This window comes from Gemella sp. zg-570 (assembly GCF_018866345.1).
In the GTDB taxonomy this organism is placed as follows: Bacteria; Bacillota; Bacilli; order Staphylococcales; family Gemellaceae; genus Gemelliphila.
This window is the reverse complement of record NZ_CP076443.1, coordinates 180,856-199,728: the sequence shown is the minus strand read 5'-3', so window position 1 is coordinate 199,728 and position 18,873 is coordinate 180,856. Positions and strand designations below refer to the sequence as shown.

Annotated in this window: 19 protein-coding genes; 8 read left to right on the top strand and 11 right to left on the bottom strand. The window is 30.6% G+C overall.

Features of this window, described 5'->3' with window-relative positions; genetic code table 11:
* Positions 1-2: 2 nt before the first annotated feature.
* The 6 genes from carA to KMP11_RS00945 form a co-directional block, all read right to left on the bottom strand.
* The gene (gene carA / locus KMP11_RS00970; protein ID WP_216279959.1) at positions 3-1,094 is read right to left on the bottom strand and encodes a glutamine-hydrolyzing carbamoyl-phosphate synthase small subunit; all 1,092 of its coding nucleotides are present in this window, start codon (positions 1,092-1,094) and stop codon (positions 3-5) included.
* Positions 1,095-1,159: 65 nt separating this feature from the next.
* A complete protein-coding gene (locus tag KMP11_RS00965) occupies positions 1,160-2,437 on the bottom strand; it encodes a dihydroorotase (protein WP_216279958.1) in 1,278 nt (425 codons plus the stop codon).
* A 10-nt stretch (positions 2,438-2,447) separates the two neighbouring features.
* Positions 2,448-3,332, bottom strand: coding sequence for an aspartate carbamoyltransferase catalytic subunit (locus tag KMP11_RS00960; protein WP_216279957.1), 885 nt, complete (start codon positions 3,330-3,332; stop codon positions 2,448-2,450).
* Positions 3,333-3,478: 146 nt separating this feature from the next.
* Positions 3,479-4,009, bottom strand: coding sequence for a bifunctional pyr operon transcriptional regulator/uracil phosphoribosyltransferase PyrR (gene pyrR / locus KMP11_RS00955; RefSeq protein ID WP_215756109.1), 531 nt, complete (start codon positions 4,007-4,009; stop codon positions 3,479-3,481).
* A gap of 868 nt (positions 4,010-4,877) precedes the next feature.
* Positions 4,878-5,873 (bottom strand): PTS glucitol/sorbitol transporter subunit IIB, encoded by a 996-nt coding sequence (locus KMP11_RS00950; RefSeq protein ID WP_216279956.1) that lies wholly within the window; start codon positions 5,871-5,873, stop codon positions 4,878-4,880.
* A 12-nt stretch (positions 5,874-5,885) separates the two neighbouring features.
* The gene (locus KMP11_RS00945; RefSeq protein WP_216279955.1) at positions 5,886-6,410 is read right to left on the bottom strand and encodes a PTS glucitol/sorbitol transporter subunit IIC; all 525 of its coding nucleotides are present in this window, start codon (positions 6,408-6,410) and stop codon (positions 5,886-5,888) included.
* A gap of 167 nt (positions 6,411-6,577) precedes the next feature.
* Between KMP11_RS00945 and KMP11_RS00940 the strand changes: the two genes are divergently transcribed.
* The 7 genes from KMP11_RS00940 to KMP11_RS00910 all read left to right on the top strand — a co-directional run bounded on the left by KMP11_RS00940 (position 6,578) and on the right by KMP11_RS00910 (position 12,758).
* Positions 6,578-6,934, top strand: coding sequence for a PTS glucitol/sorbitol transporter subunit IIA (locus tag KMP11_RS00940; protein ID WP_216279954.1), 357 nt, complete (start codon positions 6,578-6,580; stop codon positions 6,932-6,934).
* A 36-nt stretch (positions 6,935-6,970) separates the two neighbouring features.
* Entirely contained in the window at positions 6,971-8,260 is a 1,290-nt protein-coding gene (locus tag KMP11_RS00935) for an NAD(P)H-dependent oxidoreductase (protein WP_216279953.1), read from the top strand.
* A gap of 85 nt (positions 8,261-8,345) precedes the next feature.
* Positions 8,346-10,298 carry a BglG family transcription antiterminator gene (locus KMP11_RS00930; RefSeq protein ID WP_216279952.1) on the top strand — a complete coding sequence of 651 codons (1,953 nt, stop codon included), beginning with the start codon at positions 8,346-8,348 and terminating at the stop codon, positions 10,296-10,298.
* 1 nt (position 10,299) lies between these two features.
* A complete protein-coding gene (locus tag KMP11_RS00925; protein ID WP_216279951.1) occupies positions 10,300-10,650 on the top strand; it encodes a transcriptional regulator GutM in 351 nt (116 codons plus the stop codon).
* Between the two features lie 12 nt (positions 10,651-10,662).
* A complete protein-coding gene (locus KMP11_RS00920; RefSeq protein ID WP_216279950.1) occupies positions 10,663-11,508 on the top strand; it encodes a class II fructose-bisphosphate aldolase in 846 nt (281 codons plus the stop codon).
* 2 nt (positions 11,509-11,510) lie between these two features.
* Complete coding sequence (locus KMP11_RS00915; RefSeq protein ID WP_216279949.1) at positions 11,511-12,206, top strand: triose-phosphate isomerase; 696 nt, start codon at positions 11,511-11,513, stop codon at positions 12,204-12,206.
* Positions 12,207-12,242: 36 nt separating this feature from the next.
* On the top strand, positions 12,243-12,758 hold the full coding sequence (locus KMP11_RS00910) for a YjbQ family protein (protein WP_215756118.1): 516 nt from the start codon (positions 12,243-12,245) through the stop codon (positions 12,756-12,758).
* Positions 12,759-12,818: 60 nt separating this feature from the next.
* On the opposite strand, the gene KMP11_RS00905 is transcribed toward KMP11_RS00910, so the two are convergent.
* Together KMP11_RS00905 and KMP11_RS00900 are read right to left on the bottom strand one after the other, a co-directional pair.
* Complete coding sequence (locus KMP11_RS00905) at positions 12,819-13,196, bottom strand: DUF1934 family protein (RefSeq protein WP_215756119.1); 378 nt, start codon at positions 13,194-13,196, stop codon at positions 12,819-12,821.
* Between the two features lie 23 nt (positions 13,197-13,219).
* Positions 13,220-15,142 (bottom strand): ABC-F family ATP-binding cassette domain-containing protein, encoded by a 1,923-nt coding sequence (locus tag KMP11_RS00900; protein WP_216279948.1) that lies wholly within the window; start codon positions 15,140-15,142, stop codon positions 13,220-13,222.
* A gap of 213 nt (positions 15,143-15,355) precedes the next feature.
* On the opposite strand from KMP11_RS00900, the gene KMP11_RS00895 reads away from it, so the two are divergent.
* Positions 15,356-15,526: a transposase gene (locus tag KMP11_RS00895; protein ID WP_215756143.1), complete on the top strand. Its 171-nt coding sequence runs from the start codon at positions 15,356-15,358 to the stop codon at positions 15,524-15,526.
* Positions 15,527-15,844: 318 nt separating this feature from the next.
* Here the strand turns inward: KMP11_RS00895 and KMP11_RS07885 are convergent, their stop codons facing one another.
* The 3 genes from KMP11_RS07885 to KMP11_RS00885 form a co-directional block, all read right to left on the bottom strand.
* Entirely contained in the window at positions 15,845-16,003 is a 159-nt protein-coding gene (locus KMP11_RS07885) for a DUF5713 family protein (RefSeq protein WP_371741362.1), read from the bottom strand.
* Positions 16,004-16,348: 345 nt separating this feature from the next.
* Entirely contained in the window at positions 16,349-17,311 is a 963-nt protein-coding gene (locus tag KMP11_RS00890) for a LacI family DNA-binding transcriptional regulator (RefSeq protein ID WP_216279947.1), read from the bottom strand.
* Positions 17,292-18,746, bottom strand: coding sequence for a sucrose-6-phosphate hydrolase (locus tag KMP11_RS00885; RefSeq protein WP_216279946.1), 1,455 nt, complete (start codon positions 18,744-18,746; stop codon positions 17,292-17,294). Before KMP11_RS00885 ends, KMP11_RS00890 begins: the two co-directional genes overlap by 20 nt.
* Positions 18,747-18,873: the final 127 nt, after the last annotated feature.

The window sequence follows — 18,873 nt, the reverse complement described above, 5'->3', positions numbered from 1 at the left end:
CCTTACTTATTACTTTCTTTAAAATTTTTCATATTATTTATAAATTCATCAAATAAATAATTTGGGTCGTGTGGTCCCGGTGATGCTTCTGGGTGATATTGAACTGAAAAGACTGGATATTTTTTGTGTCTAACTCCCTCACACGTTCCGTCATTAACGGCTATGTGAGTTACTTCTAAGTCCGTATCTTTTAATGATTCTATATCAACTGCGTAACCGTGATTTTGAGAAGTTATATCAACCCTACCAGTCAAAATATTTTTTACTGGTTGGTTAGCTCCCCTATGCCCAAATTTTAGTTTATAAGTTTTTGCTCCACTCGCTAGGGCTATAAGTTGATGTCCCATACAAATTCCAAAAATAGGAACTTGTGGTATTAAGTCTTTTATTGTTTCTATTGTTTCTGGTACATCAGTTGGGTCGCCTGGTCCATTACTTAACATTATACCGTCTGGTTTTTGACGTAAAATTTCTTTAGCAGTAGAGTTGTGAGGCATGACTATAATATCACAATCTCTTGCGTTTAGTTCTCTTACTATCCCAGATTTTGCTCCACAATCAAGAAGTACAACCCTGTATCCTCTACCAGAAGACATGAATGATTTTTTTGTAGAAACTTGGTTTATTTGGTCTGTTGGTAAATCCGTAGAACGTAATTCAGCTAAAACTTCATCACTATTTTTTTCTATTGTTGTGATTACCCCTTTTATAGTTCCTGCTTCCCTGATTTTTCTTGTTAAACTTCTAGTATCAATTCCTGCAATACCAGGTATGTCTAATTCTTTTAAAACTTCATCTAAAGTAAATTCTTGGCGGAAGTTTGAGGGCTTTTGACAAATTTCTCTTACAACCATTCCTTTTATTGTCGGATTGATAGTTTCATAATCATCTCTATTTATTCCGTAATTACCAATTAATGGATATGTGAATGTTACAATTTGTCCATTGTATGAAGGGTCAGATAAAGTTTCTTGATAACCGGTCATGGCAGTATTAAAAACTACTTCACCTTTCATTTCTGTTTCGGCACCAAATCCATAACCCTTATATATCGTTCCATCTTCTAATATTAATTGTCTATCTTGCTTATACATCTTTTCCTCCGTATAATTTTTAATAATGTAAAAATATTTTTTAGTAAATTGTGCTAACCTATATTTTATTTAAAAATTTCTTCATCACAGTAAGCTATTTTCCCAGCTACAAATGTTAGTTCAGGTATGCCATAAATTTCTTGATTTGTATATGGCGTGTTGCGTCCTTTTGATAAGAATTTATCTGGGTTAATTTTTTCTTTACGTTCTAAATCTATTACGACTAAATCAGCTAGTTCATTAGCTTCTAATTTCCCATAAGGTAAATCAAATGTTCTTGCCACCTTGCTAGACATCATATCTACAAGTTGTTCCAAAGTGAAAATTCCCGTTTTTACAAAGTAAGTATAAAGTTGAGAAAAGGCTGTTTCAGAACCGACAATTCCAAATGCTGACTCTGCCATCGGAACTTCTTTTTCATGTGGTGCATGTGGTGCATGGTCTGTTGCTATAATATCTATCGTCCCGTCCAAAACTCCAGCAATTAATGCTTGTCTATCTTCGCTAGCTCTTAGAGGTGGATTCATCTTCCACATTCCTATTGCTTCAGGAATATCATTTTCATCGCTGATTAAATGGTGAGGACAAACTTCACAAGTAACTTTTATTCCGGCTAACTTAGTATCTCTTATTACCCTAACAGACTCTTTTGTTGATACATGGCAAACATGGTAATGGCAACCTGCCGCTTCTGCTAGTAAAACATCTCTAGCTATCTGCACAGATTCACAAACAGATGGAATACCTTTTTGCCCTAATTCTTTACTTCTCTTACCACAATGCATACAACCACCCAGTATTAAAGAATTATCTTCACAGTGAGCAACTATCGCCTTGTTTAACTTGGCTGCAATTTTCATTGATTGGTACATCATATTTGCATCTTGAACTCCACGACCATCATCAGAAAATGCAAAAACATAATCATTTAATTCTTCAAATTCTGCATAGTCTTGACCCAACTCCCCCTTGGTAATTGCTCCGTAAGGTATGGCTCTGATTACACTATCTTTTTCTATAATATCTAATTGCTGTTTTAGGTTTTCGTAACTATCTGGAACTGGATTTAGATTTGGCATAGGCATGGCTGTTGTAAATCCACCTCTTGCGGCTGCTCTTGATGCTTGGTATATTGTTTCTTTATAAGAAAAACCCGGTTCTCGCCAATGAACATGAACATCAATAAAACCTGGTGAAATAAATTTTCCGTTTAGGTCATAAATTTTTTCTGAACTTTCATTAATTTCATCTGCAATTTCTTTTATATATTTTCCGTCAATAAGAATATCTTTTTTTACTAATTTCCCATTTTCTAATATTTTTCCGTTTTTTAAAAGTATCATTGTAAACTCCTTATAAATTATTATCTCTTATTATTTTTTCTAAAATAGCTTGGCGAACATACATACCATTTTTCATCTGTTCAAATATTAATGATTTTTCTGCTTCTACAAGTTCATCAGCTATTTCTACTCCCCTGTTTACTGGAGCCGGGTGCATTATTATTACACCATCTTTTAATTTTTTATATCTTTCAAGCGTTAGGCCGTAACCTGTGTGGTAACTTTCTTTATCGAATATTACTTGTCCGTCATGGCGTTCGTGTTGCACTCTTAGCAACATACAAACATCTACTTGAGAAATTATTTCATCAAAGTCTACTACTTGACCTAGCGTCTTATCGACAAAAACTTCTGGGCATACAAAATTTACTTTTGCCCCAAGCCTAGTTAAAATATTATAATTTGAACGGGCTACTCTGGAATTTTTTATATCACCCACTATCACAACATTCAAGCCTTCAATTTTTCCAAAACGTTCATACATGGTCATCAGGTCTAGTAAACACTGGCTCGGATGTTCACCGCTACCATCCCCACCAGATACAATAGGAATGTTTAATTTTCTTAAATTTTTATAATACTCACGTTCTGGGTGTCTAATTACCAAAATTTTACAATCTATCATTTCCAAAGTTTTGCAAGTATCATATAAACTTTCTCCCTTATTGATTGAAGATGTTGAAGTTTCAAAATTAATAACATTTAACTTTAATTTATGTTCTGCAACTTCAAAACTATGTTTTGTTCTAGTTGAATTTTCAAAAAATAAATTCCCAACAAATAAATCTTCTCTTGCTAGAGGCTTAGCCCCATTTTTTAATTCCAACCCCCTCCTTATTAATTCGTAAACTTCTTCATTTGATAAATCAGACATGGCTACTAAATTTTTTGGCATATATCATTCTCCTTTGACTAAATTATTATACAAAATAAAAACACCTCATCTGCTCTAGCAAACAAGGCGTGATAAATAGACTTACCCTAGTAAATTCTATAAATCTCTTGTTAGCCTCACAGGGCTACCCTTAAAAAGATATTGTATTAAGTTATGAGTACAACCATATCTTTGTCATCAACTTCTTTTAGTTGTACTTTTATATTTTCTCTGCTTGAAGTAGGAATATTTTTCCCTACATAGTCTGCACGAATTGGTAGCTCCCTATGACCTCTGTCAACAAGTATGGCTAAACGAATAGCCTTTGGGCGAGCTACATCCATTATTGCATCTATCGCTGCACGAACAGTACGACCCGTATATAATACATCATCAACTATAACTACTATTTTATTAGTTAAGTCAAGTTTGAAATTTGTATTCTTAACCTTAGGTTCACTAAAATCTTTTTCCAAATCATCACGATAAAAAGTTATATCCAAAGTTTCAATAGCAACATTAACTCCGTCAATAGCTTTTATTTTTTCTTTTAAGCGTTTGGCAAGAAAAACACCACGAGTTTTTATTCCAACCAAAACAAGACTATTTACTTCATAACCTTTTTCCAAAATTTCGTGGGCAAGGCGGCTAATCATTCTTGACATTGTATCTTCATCGAATAAAATTCTCTTCTTCATTTCTCACCTCAAAAAAATACTCCGACCTAAGTCAGAGTAGTAATTTCATCTTCATTAATAAACATAGCAAGCCATGTCTTAAAATATTTCCTTACTAGCCTCTCTGGACTATTTAAAAGAATTTTTATTATTTTTATATTAATATAATTATAAATTATAAAAAAGATATTGTCAAATAAAATAATAAAAGAACCTTATATAAAAAATAGATTTTTAAATAAATTATTTTACAGCTATCTTGTAATTTTATTAGTAAGTAATTTTTATTTTAACAATAAAATTTTCTAAATATATTTTAAACAAATGTATTATTAAAAAATTTTTTATCCCTTTATTTTCATATTGATTTTAAAATTTTTGTATCTTATTTTTATATTGAAATAACTATAATTTTTTAACTTTAAATAAAATTAGGAAAGTTATATAAAAAAACTTATTCTAATAACTGTAATAAATATAATTTTCTGAATAGTAACTTCTTTAGTCTTTACACCACTAGTAAATAAATACATAAAAATATTAGAAAAAGAAAATCACAAGACTAATTAATAAAAAATAAATTAAAAAATAGGACAAGTAATTATGGAAAGAAAAAAATCAAAAATATATTTAGTCATAATATGTATTATTACATCAGCAATAATACATGGACTTATCCGACTATTGAAAAACCATAACATAATAGATAATACACTATTGGTATTACTGTCATCGTTAAATAGTTTAATAACTCCTATAATATTTTTACACATATACAATAAATATATATCTAAAAAAGACGACTAGATAGTCGTCTTTTTTCTTCAAAATATATTTTAAAAATTTAATAGTCTATAAAGAAAAATTATTTTTTATAACTTATATAATTTTATAAGAATAATAAAGCTGCTGCATAAGCAATTACTACTGACAGTGGTCCAGTTATTAATCTTGAGTAGAATAGAGCTGGAACCCCATGTTCGATTGTTTCTGCTTCTGCTTCTCCCAAACTTAAACCTACTGGTACGAAATCACAACCTACTTGTGAATTGATAGCAAATAGTGCTGGTAAGGCTAGGTAAGCTGGAATAACTCCTAAACCAATTTGTGTACCGATAAGAGTACCAACTACTTGAGCAATAACTGCACCTGGTCCTAATATTGGAGATAGTAATGGAATAGCACAGATAATTGAAATTCCAACTAGACCAAAAATATTTCCAATAAATGGTGATATTCCTTTTGCAATTAAATCACCAAGTCCAGATGCTAGTATTAGTCCCATAAGCATACTTACAAAAGCCATAAACGGTAAAACACTTCCGATTACAACATTTATAGTTTCACGTCCAGCTTCATAAAATTTAGCGACAACATTTCCTACTCCTTGACCAAGTTTCATAATAAAACTTCCACTAACTTGTTCTTTAGCTTGACGTTTAATTTCATCATAATTTTCAGGTTTTTTAACTCCTGTATTACTCACAACTGCTTTTTTAGGAGCTGGTGCATCTGCTCCGTCAGTTACTGTAATTTGTTCAAGACCAACAGCTGAAACGTAAAGCTCTTCTGTAATAAATTGAGCTAGTGGTCCAGTTTTTCCAGTTGGTTTTACGTTAACTGTAAAAATATTTTTCTTAGGATAAACACCACATCTTGCAGTTCCTCCACAATCAATAACAGCTACTAAAATTTCACTATCATCAACTCCAGTTTTAAAACCATCAACTATTCTACAATCTAACAATTCTGCTAATTTTTCTGTTACAGGTTCAATACCTGCTGAAGTCATAGATAAAATTACATCTTTTCCTTCTTCTTTTCTTATTCTAAGTGGACCTCCCCAACCAGAAGGACCTTTTTGAATTAAAACTTCTTTCGCCATTTTCTCCACCTCTTATTTTTTAGATTTACTTGCTAAATATTTGTAAATTTTTTCTGTTACCATTCCTCTAATAAAGATTACAACTAATCCTGTTAATAAGTATACTAGGGCTAATTTAGTAGTTGACTGCCCTAGAGTTGTAAGTCCTGCTGAAATACCCAACCATACAAAAAGTTCTCCAGGATTTGCATGTGGGAATAATCCAGTTATTGGATGTACAAAAGATACAGCAGCGTCGTAGTAACCTGGCTTGTGTTCTTCTTTTAAAAATCTACCAAATGTGTAGCACATAGGGTTAGCTAAACAGAAAACTCCTAAAAATGGTAAAACCAAATAGCGTGCAAATGAATATTTTGATATTTTTTGAGCAAATCTATCAACACGAGATTCACCAATAATTTTAATAATAGAATTAATAGCAACCATAAGTACTATTAAAGTTGGTAAAATTCCTGTAACTAAACCTACAAAAGTTTCACCACCAGCTTTAAAAAGACCTATAAAAGCTTCTATACCATGTGTGATTTTATCTAACATATAATGTTACCTCCTAAAAATAATTTGTTTACGATTTCATTATAAGTATATTATTTTTTTAGATAAATACATATTTTTTCATCGCAAATGGAAAATTTATGTATTTATGATTTTTTTTATTAAAAGTACAATAAAATTATAAATTAAATAGCAGGGAGGAATTTTAGATGAAATATAATTCTGAAGTGGTTAATATCGGAGGTGAGGCTCTATCATTATATGAAGGAATTAAAAGTTTAATTCTATTTAATGACAGTGTCCTAGATGAATCACTCAAAGATATTGCCTTAGTTCACAAGTCATCTCAACTATTAGAAGATATAGCTGTCGGTGATGAAATAAGAATTGGCGAAAATGAATTATACGTTACTGCTGTCGGTGATGTCGCACTAGAAACTTTTAAAAATATCGGTCATTTAACTATGCGTTTTACAGGAAGTGGTGAAGTTAATTTACCAGGAGAGATAGCAGTCTTTGGCGAACTAAAAAATATTAAAATCGGAGATAAATTTACTATTAAATAATCTAAAAAATAAAAACATTATTAGGAGGAGAAAAAAATGTTTGGTTTAAATAGAAAATTAGCTGAACTAGAAGCTAAGGGAGAAAAAATTCGTGTTACTCTAGTTGGTGCAGGTCAAATGGGTAACGGTATGGTTAGTCAAATGGCAACTATGAAAGGTATGGAAGCTACAATAGTTGTAGATATAAATATAGAAAATGCTAAAAAAGCATTCACTGATTCTGGAGTTGACCCAAGTCAAATAGTAGAAGTAAATAATGTAGAAGAAGCTAATGCAGCTATTGCAGGCGGAAAACGTGTTGTTTGTAAAGATTTCTTAATTGGATGCAAGGCTGAAAAAATTCAAGCAGTTGTCGACGCAACTGGTGGGGTTGCTCTTGGAGCTGAAATAGCATTTAATACTATTCTTAATAAAAAACATATCGTAATGTTAAATGCTGAAACTGATTGTGTTGTTGGACCAATACTGAAAAAATTAGCTGACGACGCTGGAGTTATTTTTACAGGTTCTGCCGGTGATGAACCAGGTGCTGTAATGGAATTATATGATTTTGCAGACGCAATGGGATTTGAAGTTCGTGTAATTGGTAAAGGAAAAAATAATCCCCTAGACTTTGACGCAAATCCAGATTCAGTAAGAGAAGATGCCCTAAGAAGAGGGGCAAACCCACACATGATTACTTCATTTAAAGAAGGAACTAAAACAATGGTGGAGATGGCTTTAATGTGTAATGCTACTGGAATGGTACCAGATGTTCGTGGTGCTCACGGTATCGTATCTGACGTTAAAGACCTACCACAAAAATTCTCACTGAAAGAAGAAGGTGGAGTATTAAATAAATACGGAGTTGTAGATTTTGTAAATGGTATTGCTCCTGGAGTTTTTGCAATAGTTGCCCACAAATTACCATCAGTTAATCATGAAATGAAATATGTAAGTATGGGAGATGGACCTAACTATGTACTCTATAGACCATATCATCTTTGTTCATTAGAAACTCCGCTATCAGTTGCAATGGCAGTTTTAGAAAATAAACCAACTATTGTTCCTAAGGCTGGACTAGTTGCAGAAGTTCTTACTGTTGCTAAAAAAGATTTAAAAGCTGGAGAATACATGGACGGATACGGAGCATACACTTGCTACGGTTTAATAGATACATACGAAAATGCAAAAGAAATGAATGCAGTACCTCTTGGTTTAGTTGACAAGAAAACAAAAGTTCTTAAAGATATTAAAAAAGGTGAAATCATAACTTATGATATGGTAGAAATAGATAAGTCTACTACTCTATACCACCTAAGACAACTACAAGAAAAATTATTTTAATAAAAAATATATTACATTAAAAATTAAAACTTGATATAATCCAGTTATATTATATATTAGTATACTTCTGAAAGGAGGAGCATTTATGCAAATACCAATAATTGACAACAAGGACTTAAAAATTATTAATTTGCTAGCAGAAGAGAGATTTATTCCAATCAATAAATTATCTCAAGAGCTAAGTGTTTCTGACAGAAGTATTCGTAATTATATAAAAAGAATTAATGAAGAACTTGTAAATATTATTTCGATAGAAGCTCACAGAACAAAGGGTGTGTATCTTAATATTTACGACAAAACCTTGTTCAACAAATTTTTAAAAGAAAACAATCAAAAAAATCTAGCTTTAAACAGCAGAGAAGATAGAATAAAATATATTATTGATTATTTTGTTAAACTTGACGGTATTGCCACATTAGATGAGTTAGCCTACCAAATAAATATTGGTAAAACTACACTAATTGGCGATATGAAAGAAGTAGATAAAATTTTAAAGAAATTTAGTTGTAAAATAAAAAGTAAAAAAAATATAGGTAGCTATCTTGACTATAATGAAATAGATATAAGATTATTAATATTAAATTACTGTTGTGAAAATTACAAAATAGAAATGATTAATGACAAATATCTCAAATTAGAAACTCATATTATTAAATCACTAAAAACAGATATTTATAATTTTCTTACAGAAAATAATTATAATACAACCAAATTAATACTTGATGAAATTATTAAACACATACTTATTATGCTTTATAGGGTTAAGAAAGGTTATATTATAAATCATATCGAGAAAAAACATTCTGTAATAACTAACCACCCTTACTTACGTAAATATACTGATAGTGTTGGAGAATTAATAGAAGAATATTTTGATATTAAGGTAAATGAAAATGGTAGAATTTATCTATCAATTCCATTTTTGACACGTAATGCTGCAGTGAGTGAAATATATGACGAAGAAAATATTGATAACTTTGTTATTAGAATTATGGACAAGATATGGTTGAAAATTAATCAGGATATAGGTTTTGTAATAAATGATAAAAAATTATTAAAAAATCTTGCCCTACACCTAAATTATTCAATTAATCGCATAATATTCAATGTTCAAATCAATAACACTAGCACTTACGACATTAAAAAGAAATATAAATTTGCCTATCGTCTAGCTGAGTTATCATCAAAAATAATAGAAGATGAATTAGGAGTTAATGTATCAGAAAGTGAAACTGCCTTAATTGCAATTCACTTTGGAGCCTTACTAGAAAATAACAAAGCCAAAGTTTCTAAACTTAAAAACTTTGCCCTAGTTTGCGAAAATGGTTTGGGAACTTCTATGCTTTTAAAAGCTAGATTAAAAAGAATGCTTAGCTCTGACAGTAAAATTGATGTTTTTTCTATCTATGAATTTGCCAAAATAGACCATAGCGAATATCAGATAGTTTTTACAACCATATCTCCCAATACAAAAGTATTTCAATCTATATCGTTACCTATTATAAAGATAGATACCTTATTTAACGAAAACGAAATACTTAATCTTATTGAAAATACTTTGTATATAAATAATTTTAACGATAATGAAGATAATAATTCTTTTATCTTAAAATTTATTCAAGACAACCATATTCATTTTTATGAAAGTAGTGATTACAAAGAAATTCTTGTAGATATGATTGATAGTTTAATAGACTCTAACAAGGTAAATGAAAAATTTAAAAAATATATTATTGATAGAGAAGAAGTTAATCCTACTATTTTTGATAATGGGATAATGCTTCCCCACTATACGAGTGAATTAATACAAGAACCGGTAATAGCTATTGGTGTTTTAAAAGAGGAATGTTATCATTGTAATAAGATAGTAAAATTTATTATTTTAACTGCCTATCCAAAAGAAGAAATGATAGACCCAGACTTAATAATAAAAATTTATGATGATATAATGAATATAGGTCAAGATGTAGAACTTATGAACTCTCTTATAAACACAAATAGTTCTGCTGAATTTAAACAAATAATTAGGAGCTTATAAAATGAAAATACTGATAGCCATAGTAATAGTTTATGTTATAAATATTTTTCTATCATTCAAACAAATGAAAAAATATAAGGAAAAAACTGCTAGACTAAAAAAAGAATATCCAACATCTTACATTTCAACTGGTAAAAATCAAAAAATTCTAAAACAAGGTAGTATAGCAATATTAGTTATAAGCAAAACAGGAAAAATAGAATACGGAGAACTTATGAAGGGGCGTACAGTATTTGCTAAATTTAAGAAAATAGAAAATATAGACGGACTTTTTATTAAAGAGGCTAAAGAAAAATTTGCCCACGAAGCTGCAATTATAAATGCTATATCATTCTATGAAAAAATAAAATAAAAAGGAGAAAATATGACATTAATAAACGTAAAAAAAGCATTTAATCATGCTGATAAATATAATTATGCAATACCTGCTGCAAACTTTATAAACCAAGAAATGTTAGAAGCATACATTGCAGCGGCAGAAGAAACTAACAAACCACTAATAATTGCTTTTGCAGAAGCCCACTCTGAATATATAAGTATGGAAAAAGCTGCCCTGCTAGGAAAATTTTATGCAGAAAATAGCAAGGCAAAAATAATATTACACCTAGACCACGGGCAAAGTTTAGCAAGTGTAAAAAAAGCTATTGATTTAGGTTTTACTTCTGTAATGATAGATGCTTCAGAAAAAGAATTTGCTGAAAATGTTAGAATAACAAAAGAAGTTGTTGACTATGCTCATAGCAAAGGAATATTTGTTGAAGCAGAAATTGGTCATGTAGGCAGCGGAGATGTCATCGGAGTTGAATGTGCTGTTGGTAGCGACGGAAATGTTTATACAAGTGTAGAAGAAGCTAGAGAATTTGTAAAACAAACTGATGTAGACTCTCTAGCAATTTCTATTGGAACAAGTCATGGAACTTATGTAGGTGAACCTAATATTAGTATCGAACGCTTAAAAGAAATAGATGCAGCAATAGATACACCTCTAGTCTTACATGGTGGCTCATCATCTGGAGATGAAAACTTAAATAATTGTGCAACTAATGGTATAAGAAAAATTAATATCTATACAGACTTTTTAAAAGCTGCACACAAATCAGTTGTCAATTCAAAATCTAACAACTACTACGAACATAAAGAAGAAGTGAAAGAAGCTATTAAAAATACCTTACTACACTACTTCAATGTTTTTGAAACTAAAGGAGAATAAATATGGGATTAAGAGTACCTTACCTTGTAATAAATCCAAAATCATACCTGTATGGTGAAGAATTATTAGACTTGGCAAAATTTGCTGACCAAAAGGCAAAAGAATATGATGTAGATATTTTATTTACTGCACCTTATGTAGAACTTAAAACAATAGCAGAAAATACTAAGTATCTTACTATAACAGCTCAGCACATGGACGGAATATCACCGGGACGTGGTATGGGAAGAATAGTTGGAGAAATGCTTTATAATGTTGGAGTTCGTGCTACATTCTTAAATCACGTTGAACACAAAATCACCGATGAAGAACTAGAGCAATCTATGGCAAAATGTAAAGAGTTGGGTATACAATCTGTTGTTTGTGCTAACGGAATTAACGACGCTAAAAAAGCTGCAAGACTCGGAGCAGATATTATTATTTGTGAGCCAGATGAATTAGTTGGAACTGGACAAACAAGTTCTGATGAATACATGATAGAAACAAACAAAGCCGTAAAAGAAGCAAATCCTAATACACAAGTCTTACAAGCAGCGGGTGTTTCTACTGCAGAAGATGTATACCGTGCTATCTATTTGGGAGCTGACTCTACTGGAGGAACAAGTGGTATCATAAAAGCAAAAGACCCTAAACAAACCGTAGACGACATGTTACAAGCTATGCTTAAAGCCTACAAAGACAGAGAAAATAAAAAATAAAGAAAGGAAATCTGAATTTTTCAGATGGTATAAAAAATGAAATTTCATCACGAAGATATTAAGGTAACTACTGTACAAAATCGTGTATCTTATCATGATATTACTCCACAAGCAAAAGAAATAGTTGCTAAAAGCGGTATTAAAAATGGGATAATCACATTAACAAGTTCGCACACAACTTGTTCATTATATTTTGAAGAATATATGCACGATAAAAACTACTATGGAGATGAATATTTACAAGTAGATATTAGCAATGTAATGGATAAAATCGTTCCTAGATGTACAACTGAAACTCAATACTTCAGTCCTGGTCCAGAACATATAGAATTTGGTTTAGGCCTAACAAGTCCTAACTATCCACCAGAAGCATGGACTATGCTAAACACAGATGCCCACATCAAATCATCTATTTTTGGAACAAACTCACAAACAATTATCGTAAAAGATGGACAGATGCAAATGGGTTCTCTTGGAAAAGTATATTTTGCTGACTGGGATATGCTAAGAGAAAGAAATAGAACTATTAATGTTCTTGTAATGGGAGAATAAAAAATAAGAGATAGAAAGAAATCAACTCAAAATTAAGAGTTATTTCCGTCTATCTCTTTTTTAATTTCTATTAACAAGAATTTTTAATTTATTATCTTGTTTGTCAGTGTCAGAAAAATATATTTTATAATCTATCTCAAACTGTATAAATTTATTTTTTTCTAGGATATTAATTTTTTGTAAATGGGTATTAAAGGATACAATACCAAAATCAGTTTTATAGTTTGTTTTTTGAAGTTTTTTACTAAGTGCTAGAACTACTCCGTCTTTGATAATATCAGCCCTGCTCGCATCCTTAGCAATTTTAATTTCAAAATTATTTTTTTTACTGTCTTGATAAGTTAGGATATAATTTTTTTCATTTTCTACTAAGTCTCCCATATTTTTTTCGAAGAGTAGCTTTTCATTATCTATATATGTTGTTATATTTATTTTCATCATAAGCTCCTATGAGATTAAAACTATAATTTTAAATTTTCCAATTCTTCTTCTACTTCTAACCAAGTAGTATTTAATTCTTCTAGTCTTGTGTTTATATCCTGCAAGATATTATTATATTCTTGAGTTTTCTTTGCGTCTGTGTAAACTTCTTCTTTAATTAGTTCATTGTTTACGCTGATAATTTCTTGTTCTAAATTTTCGATTTGTGAAATGAGATTATCTCTTTCTCTTTCTAGTTTACGAACTTGTTTTTTTTCTTCTTTGCTGATTGTGTAGTCATTTATTTCTTTTTTTTGATTAGGATTAGTTTTTTCTGTCTGGGTAATTTTTTCTAGTATTAATTCTTGCTCTTTTTTTTCAAGATAGTAATCAAAATTACCAAGATAAATATTAGAACCTTGTTCATTTATATCCATAAGCTTGTTAGCAATCTTATTAATAAAGTACCTGTCATGACTAACAAATACTATTGTTCCCTCATAGTTTTCAAGTGCCGCTTCTAAGACCTGCTTGCTGGCTATATCAAGGTGGTTGGTCGGCTCATCTAGGATTAATAAATTATTTTTTTCAAGCATGAGTTTAGCGAGTTGCAACCTAGCTTTTTCTCCTCCTGATAGGTCGCTAACTATTTTTAGTACATCTTCTCCCGGAAATAAAAATCTTCCCAGTACACTTCTTACGTCAGCTTCTTTCATGGTCGGATATTCGTCCCACAGTTCTTGTAAAACTGTTTTTGATGATTGAAATTCTGCTTGTTTTTGGTCGTAATAACCTAATGACACCTTACTTCCATAATAGATATTTCCAGCTAGGGCTTCTTGTTTTTTGGCTATTGTTTTTATTAGAGTTGATTTGCCGATACCATTTTTACCGACAATAGCTAAACGGTCGCCCTTGTACACATCAAAATTATAATTTTTTGCTATTTGCTTTCCGTCGTAACCTACTTTTAAATCTTCTATTCTAAGAACGTCACGTCCACTTTGTTCACTAATTGTAAATTCTATGTTGGCTGTCTTGTCATCTTTGCGAGGATTATCTAGGCGTTCTATCTTATCTAAAATCTTCTGACGACTTTTTGCCATACCGCTGGTAGAAGCTCTTGCTATATTTTTTTGTACAAAGTCTTCTAATCTTTTTATATCCTTTTGTTGACTTATATATTCTTTTAGGTGTTTTTCAAAATCTTCTTCATACTGAATTAAAAATTTTGAGTAGTTGCCGATATATTTTTTACAAGTAGCAAATTCAACATTATAAACAACATCAACTATCTTATCAAGAAAATAACGGTCGTGGCTTACTATAATTACTGCACCCTTATAGGCATTTAAATAATTTTCTAACCAGGCTACATTTTCCATATCCAGATGGTTGGTCGGCTCATCAAGAATTAAAACATCGGGTTCACTAAGTAATAATTTTGCCATGGAGATACGAGTTTTTTCTCCACCAGAAAAATTAATAATATTTTTATGCAGATCATCTTCGCAAAAATCTAAACCGAACAAGACAGATTTAATCTTGCTCTTGTAGTGATAATCCTTATGATTTAAAACCATATTTTGTAAATTGTCATATCTATTTAATAAATTTGGGTCTTTTTCTATATTTTCATTCGTTAGGTTGGCTGCTGATTTTTCTAAATCACTTTCTAGGTCAATTATCTCTGTAAAACAGTCAAGCATTTCTTCATAAATAGTTCTTTCTTCTTTTACAATAAATTCTTGGGATAGATAACCAATTTTTGTATTTTTTGCAACCATTCTTTGCCCACTATCAAAACTTGTCAGCCCTGCTATAATCTTTAATAGTGTTGATTTACCCGCACCGTTACGACCGACTATGGCAATTTTATCTTTTTCATTGACTTCTAATTTAACATTTGAAAATACTTCTGTAACAACAAAATATTTACTAATATCATTTAATTGAATTAGCATAAGCTCTCCTTTCTAAATGATTTATTTTTATAAATAATTTTCAAAATAAAAATTGTAAAATTAAAATTATTTTTTAATAAACATTACTATAAACTATATTCATAACACCTAATTATAACAAAAAAAATATATTTTTACTAGTTGAGTAAAAATTCAAAAATAAGATTTACTTAACCATTAAATTTTGTAAAATAAAAATTATACAACACATTTATCTATAATCATTTCGCTAACGCACTACTTGAAGGAATTAATGATAAAATTAAAATACTAAAGAGAAATTCTTATGATTATCATAAATATTCATATTTTAGAAATCGTATTTTATTAATATGCAAGTTATATGTGTCATATACAGCATCATCTACTCCACAAATTGCTTAATATTTTAAGCACAAACCTACGTGAGAATAACTCCTTTCTCTTACAACCTAGGGGAAGATAAATGTATAGTGTCCATTTCGGTAAATTATACATAAGCTGTACTTAAAATAAAAATGTAGTGACTTAACTAATATTAAATCACTACATTTTATTTTAGCAATATCTTTAAGCCACAGTATCTTAAATACCTATAGCAATATAAAGACATTTAGCATGTCAGAAATTATTTCTACCATATCATCACTTGCAATAGTTTCTATATAACTATTATTTTCATAAAATTCTTATTTTACATCATTAATAACCAAAGTAATTTTATCAAGTTTTTTGAATAATAGCTATATCTTTTTCACCATTTTCCAAAAGTTCTATCACTGGCAAAATAAGACTTTTGATTTTTTGAACAATAAAAGACTGGTAATAATCATCATTAACAATTTCTTTTAATAGTCTATATTCTTTATCAAATTCTTTTATGTAAATGACTCCACAAGTTTATTTATTAATTTAAAATTATTTATAATAATATCTGGTTTTATATTTTTTACAGACATACTCATAAATAATTTGACTCCTTAATATAATATTTTTCAAAATTATAATTAAAAAATTTCTCCGTCAATTATTTCAGCATTACCATTTAAAAATATGCATAAATTTTATACCTTCTAAATTATCAGAATTTGCTATTTCTTCTTTATAAACTTTCATTACAGCTTGATAAGTATTGTTTACCATCCATAATCATATATATAACAATCAATCTAAACTATTTTTATATATAAATTTAGTAAAGCTGTGTTTTAATTTGAATGTTTTATATTAGACACTCCTACCTGGTAACAAACTTACGGGTAGAAGATAAGATTTTTCTAAACTTGAACCCTCAATTTTTTGCAAAAGAAGATCTACCATGAGTTTAGCAATATCTGCTAGCGGTTGTTTGATGGTTGTCAGTTGGGGATAATGTGTTTCGATGAAATAAGTCCCATCGTAGCCTATAAGTTTTAAATCTTGTGGAATAGATAATTTCAAGGATTGAATTATATTCCATACTAGTATGGCAGTCAAATCATCTGAAATAAAAATACCGTCTGTTTTGGTTGTTTTAAGAATTGTTCTGATTTCTATTTCTTTGCGAGCAGGGGAGAAATCACTTGAGATATGGTAAATCTTTGCTTTTGGAAAAATACTAGAAAATCCTCTTTGGCGAAGACCAGTAGGAGAGTTGGAATTGTTATTCCCTGTAATCATAATTGGATGAAGGCATCCTGCTTTTTTAAGTGTTTTAGCTGCTAAAATACCTCCGCTGTAGTTGTCAGATGAGACAATTGGTGTAGAAGGTGATAAATTACGGTCAAAGGCAATAATAGGAGCTGTAACTAGGTCATAATCTTTAATTCCTAGGTTATGACTTCCTGAAATAATACCATCTACTTGATTGGCAGTTAGCATTTCTAAGTACTCTTTTTCTTTGGCAGAATCCTGCTGACTGTTGCAAATAATAGTTTTGTATCCTCTATTGAATAATTCCTTTTCTAGGTAAGCAATCAATTCTGCATAGAATATATTACCGATGGTTGGAAATATGAGACCAACTAGTTTGGGAGATTTCCCTTGTAAACCTCTAGCTAGATTGTTTGGTTTGTAGTTTAACTTTTGCATAGCTTCGATAACATTTTTTATCGTCTTCTCAGACAAATATCCTTTTTTATTAATGACACGAGAGACGGTTGTAGGACTTACTCCAGCTAGTTTTGCGACATCAGTTAGTTTTGCAACCATAATCTAATGAGTAGTAATTTCCAGTTGCTTTCCCTGCTAGAATAGTTATTCCCGTCTCTCCCTGGCAAGGGAATATGCGTCCAGAAAATACTTTTTCTCCTTTATTAATAAAAATTTCAAATACAGACTTATCTACGAAAATATTAGTTGTTGTTAGCTTGTTGTCAATATGGCAATGGCGTTTTGTACCAAATTCAAGGGCAAAAGCTTCTCCGCAGTTCTTGCGATCAACCGATACCTTTTCATTTGCAGGGTCAATAACTAGTTTTAGCCCTTTTTTGTTTAAATCTGAGAAGAGAAGCAGCTCAATATAACCATCTTTTTCTACAGTTAATTCCAATTCGTATACATTATTAGTTTCTTTTTTTTCTTTAAAGACTTGAGAATCTTTACGGAGACTAGTAATAGCTTCAACAGGGTATTGGTAGAGTTTACCATTATTTATTTTCAATTCTTTGACCAAGGATAAGCAACCAAGATAATCATATCTTTCCGTAGGGTACTTAATGTCGGGTAGCCCAAGCCAGCTGATTGCAAGTACTCGTCCGTCGGGAGCATTGATTGCTTGAGTCGCATAACATTCAAAGCCGTAATCCAGCTGTTCAAGTGGACCAGGATTGAACACTGTAGCTGTTTTTGGATCAAATGATTGAGCTATTTTGTACATATTTGGATAGATATTGTCGTATTCAAGAATATTTTTATCTAGTCCTTGTGGGCAATAAAGTAGAATAGGTTGTTCATTAATAAATACAAGGTTTGGACATTCTATCATATAAGATGTCAAATCATTATCAAAATTCAAATCATTAATATAGATCCAGTTTAAATAATCATTATCTAAAGCTTTGTATAGTTTGATGATACCTTTTTTATTAATATTTTGAGCACCAATAATAGCATAGCAGTTGCCCTTGAAGTTGAAAATCTGCGGATCGCGAAAATGATCTGTTGTGTCGTCTGGTTTATCAATCAAAATCTTATCAATTTTTTGAATTTTCCCATTTTTACTCATTAGGGCCCCAATTTGATAAGAGTGGCGAAGCCAGTTTTTATCACGTACATTTCCAGTGTAAAAGAGAAAAAGCTTGTCTTCAAACTGCATGGCGGATCCAGAATAAACACCTTGGCTGTCGAGCCTAGTGTCGGGGTATATCATGACCCTTGTAGGTTCGAAGTGGACAAGATCTGTTGACTGAGTATGAAACCATGATTTTAATCCGTGAGCTACACCAAATGGAAAGTATTGATAAAAGAGATTCCATTTCCCATTAAAGTAAGAAAATCCGTTTGGATCGTTTAAAAGACCGTGTGGAGGTTCGATATGAAAGCTTGTTCTCCAAGGAGAACTCTCCGTATTTTTGGTGATTTTTTCAATATGTTCTGTTGACCAATCTTCATAAGGACGGTATCGTTCTTCATTTGTTAAGAGCATGTTTTCTCCTTATTTCATTTTTAGTTATTTTTCTATAAATATAGTTAATATAGTAAACTTTTTCTTGTAAAAAAGCAAGATTTTGTACTTAAATTTTAAATTATTAAAAAATATATTAAACGTTTGA

Bases quoted from the DNA above. Each gene is read 5' to 3' on its own strand.
- carA (WP_216279959.1), bottom strand. From the start codon at position 1,094: ATGTATAAGCAAGATAGACAATTAATATTAGAAGATGGAACGATATAT.
- KMP11_RS00965 (WP_216279958.1), bottom strand. From the start codon at position 2,437: ATGATACTTTTAAAAAACGGAAAAATATTAGAAAATGGGAAATTAGTA.
- KMP11_RS00960 (WP_216279957.1), bottom strand. From the start codon at position 3,332: ATGCCAAAAAATTTAGTAGCCATGTCTGATTTATCAAATGAAGAAGTT.
- pyrR (WP_215756109.1), bottom strand. From the start codon at position 4,009: ATGAAGAAGAGAATTTTATTCGATGAAGATACAATGTCAAGAATGATT.
- KMP11_RS00950 (WP_216279956.1), bottom strand. From the start codon at position 5,873: ATGGCGAAAGAAGTTTTAATTCAAAAAGGTCCTTCTGGTTGGGGAGGT.
- KMP11_RS00945 (WP_216279955.1), bottom strand. From the start codon at position 6,410: ATGTTAGATAAAATCACACATGGTATAGAAGCTTTTATAGGTCTTTTT.
- KMP11_RS00940 (WP_216279954.1), top strand. From the start codon at position 6,578: ATGAAATATAATTCTGAAGTGGTTAATATCGGAGGTGAGGCTCTATCA.
- KMP11_RS00935 (WP_216279953.1), top strand. From the start codon at position 6,971: ATGTTTGGTTTAAATAGAAAATTAGCTGAACTAGAAGCTAAGGGAGAA.
- KMP11_RS00930 (WP_216279952.1), top strand. From the start codon at position 8,346: ATGCAAATACCAATAATTGACAACAAGGACTTAAAAATTATTAATTTG.
- KMP11_RS00925 (WP_216279951.1), top strand. From the start codon at position 10,300: ATGAAAATACTGATAGCCATAGTAATAGTTTATGTTATAAATATTTTT.
- KMP11_RS00920 (WP_216279950.1), top strand. From the start codon at position 10,663: ATGACATTAATAAACGTAAAAAAAGCATTTAATCATGCTGATAAATAT.
- KMP11_RS00915 (WP_216279949.1), top strand. From the start codon at position 11,511: ATGGGATTAAGAGTACCTTACCTTGTAATAAATCCAAAATCATACCTG.
- KMP11_RS00910 (WP_215756118.1), top strand. From the start codon at position 12,243: ATGAAATTTCATCACGAAGATATTAAGGTAACTACTGTACAAAATCGT.
- KMP11_RS00905 (WP_215756119.1), bottom strand. From the start codon at position 13,196: ATGAAAATAAATATAACAACATATATAGATAATGAAAAGCTACTCTTC.
- KMP11_RS00900 (WP_216279948.1), bottom strand. From the start codon at position 15,142: ATGCTAATTCAATTAAATGATATTAGTAAATATTTTGTTGTTACAGAA.
- KMP11_RS00890 (WP_216279947.1), bottom strand. From the start codon at position 17,311: ATGGTTGCAAAACTAACTGATGTCGCAAAACTAGCTGGAGTAAGTCCT.
- KMP11_RS00885 (WP_216279946.1), bottom strand. From the start codon at position 18,746: ATGCTCTTAACAAATGAAGAACGATACCGTCCTTATGAAGATTGGTCA.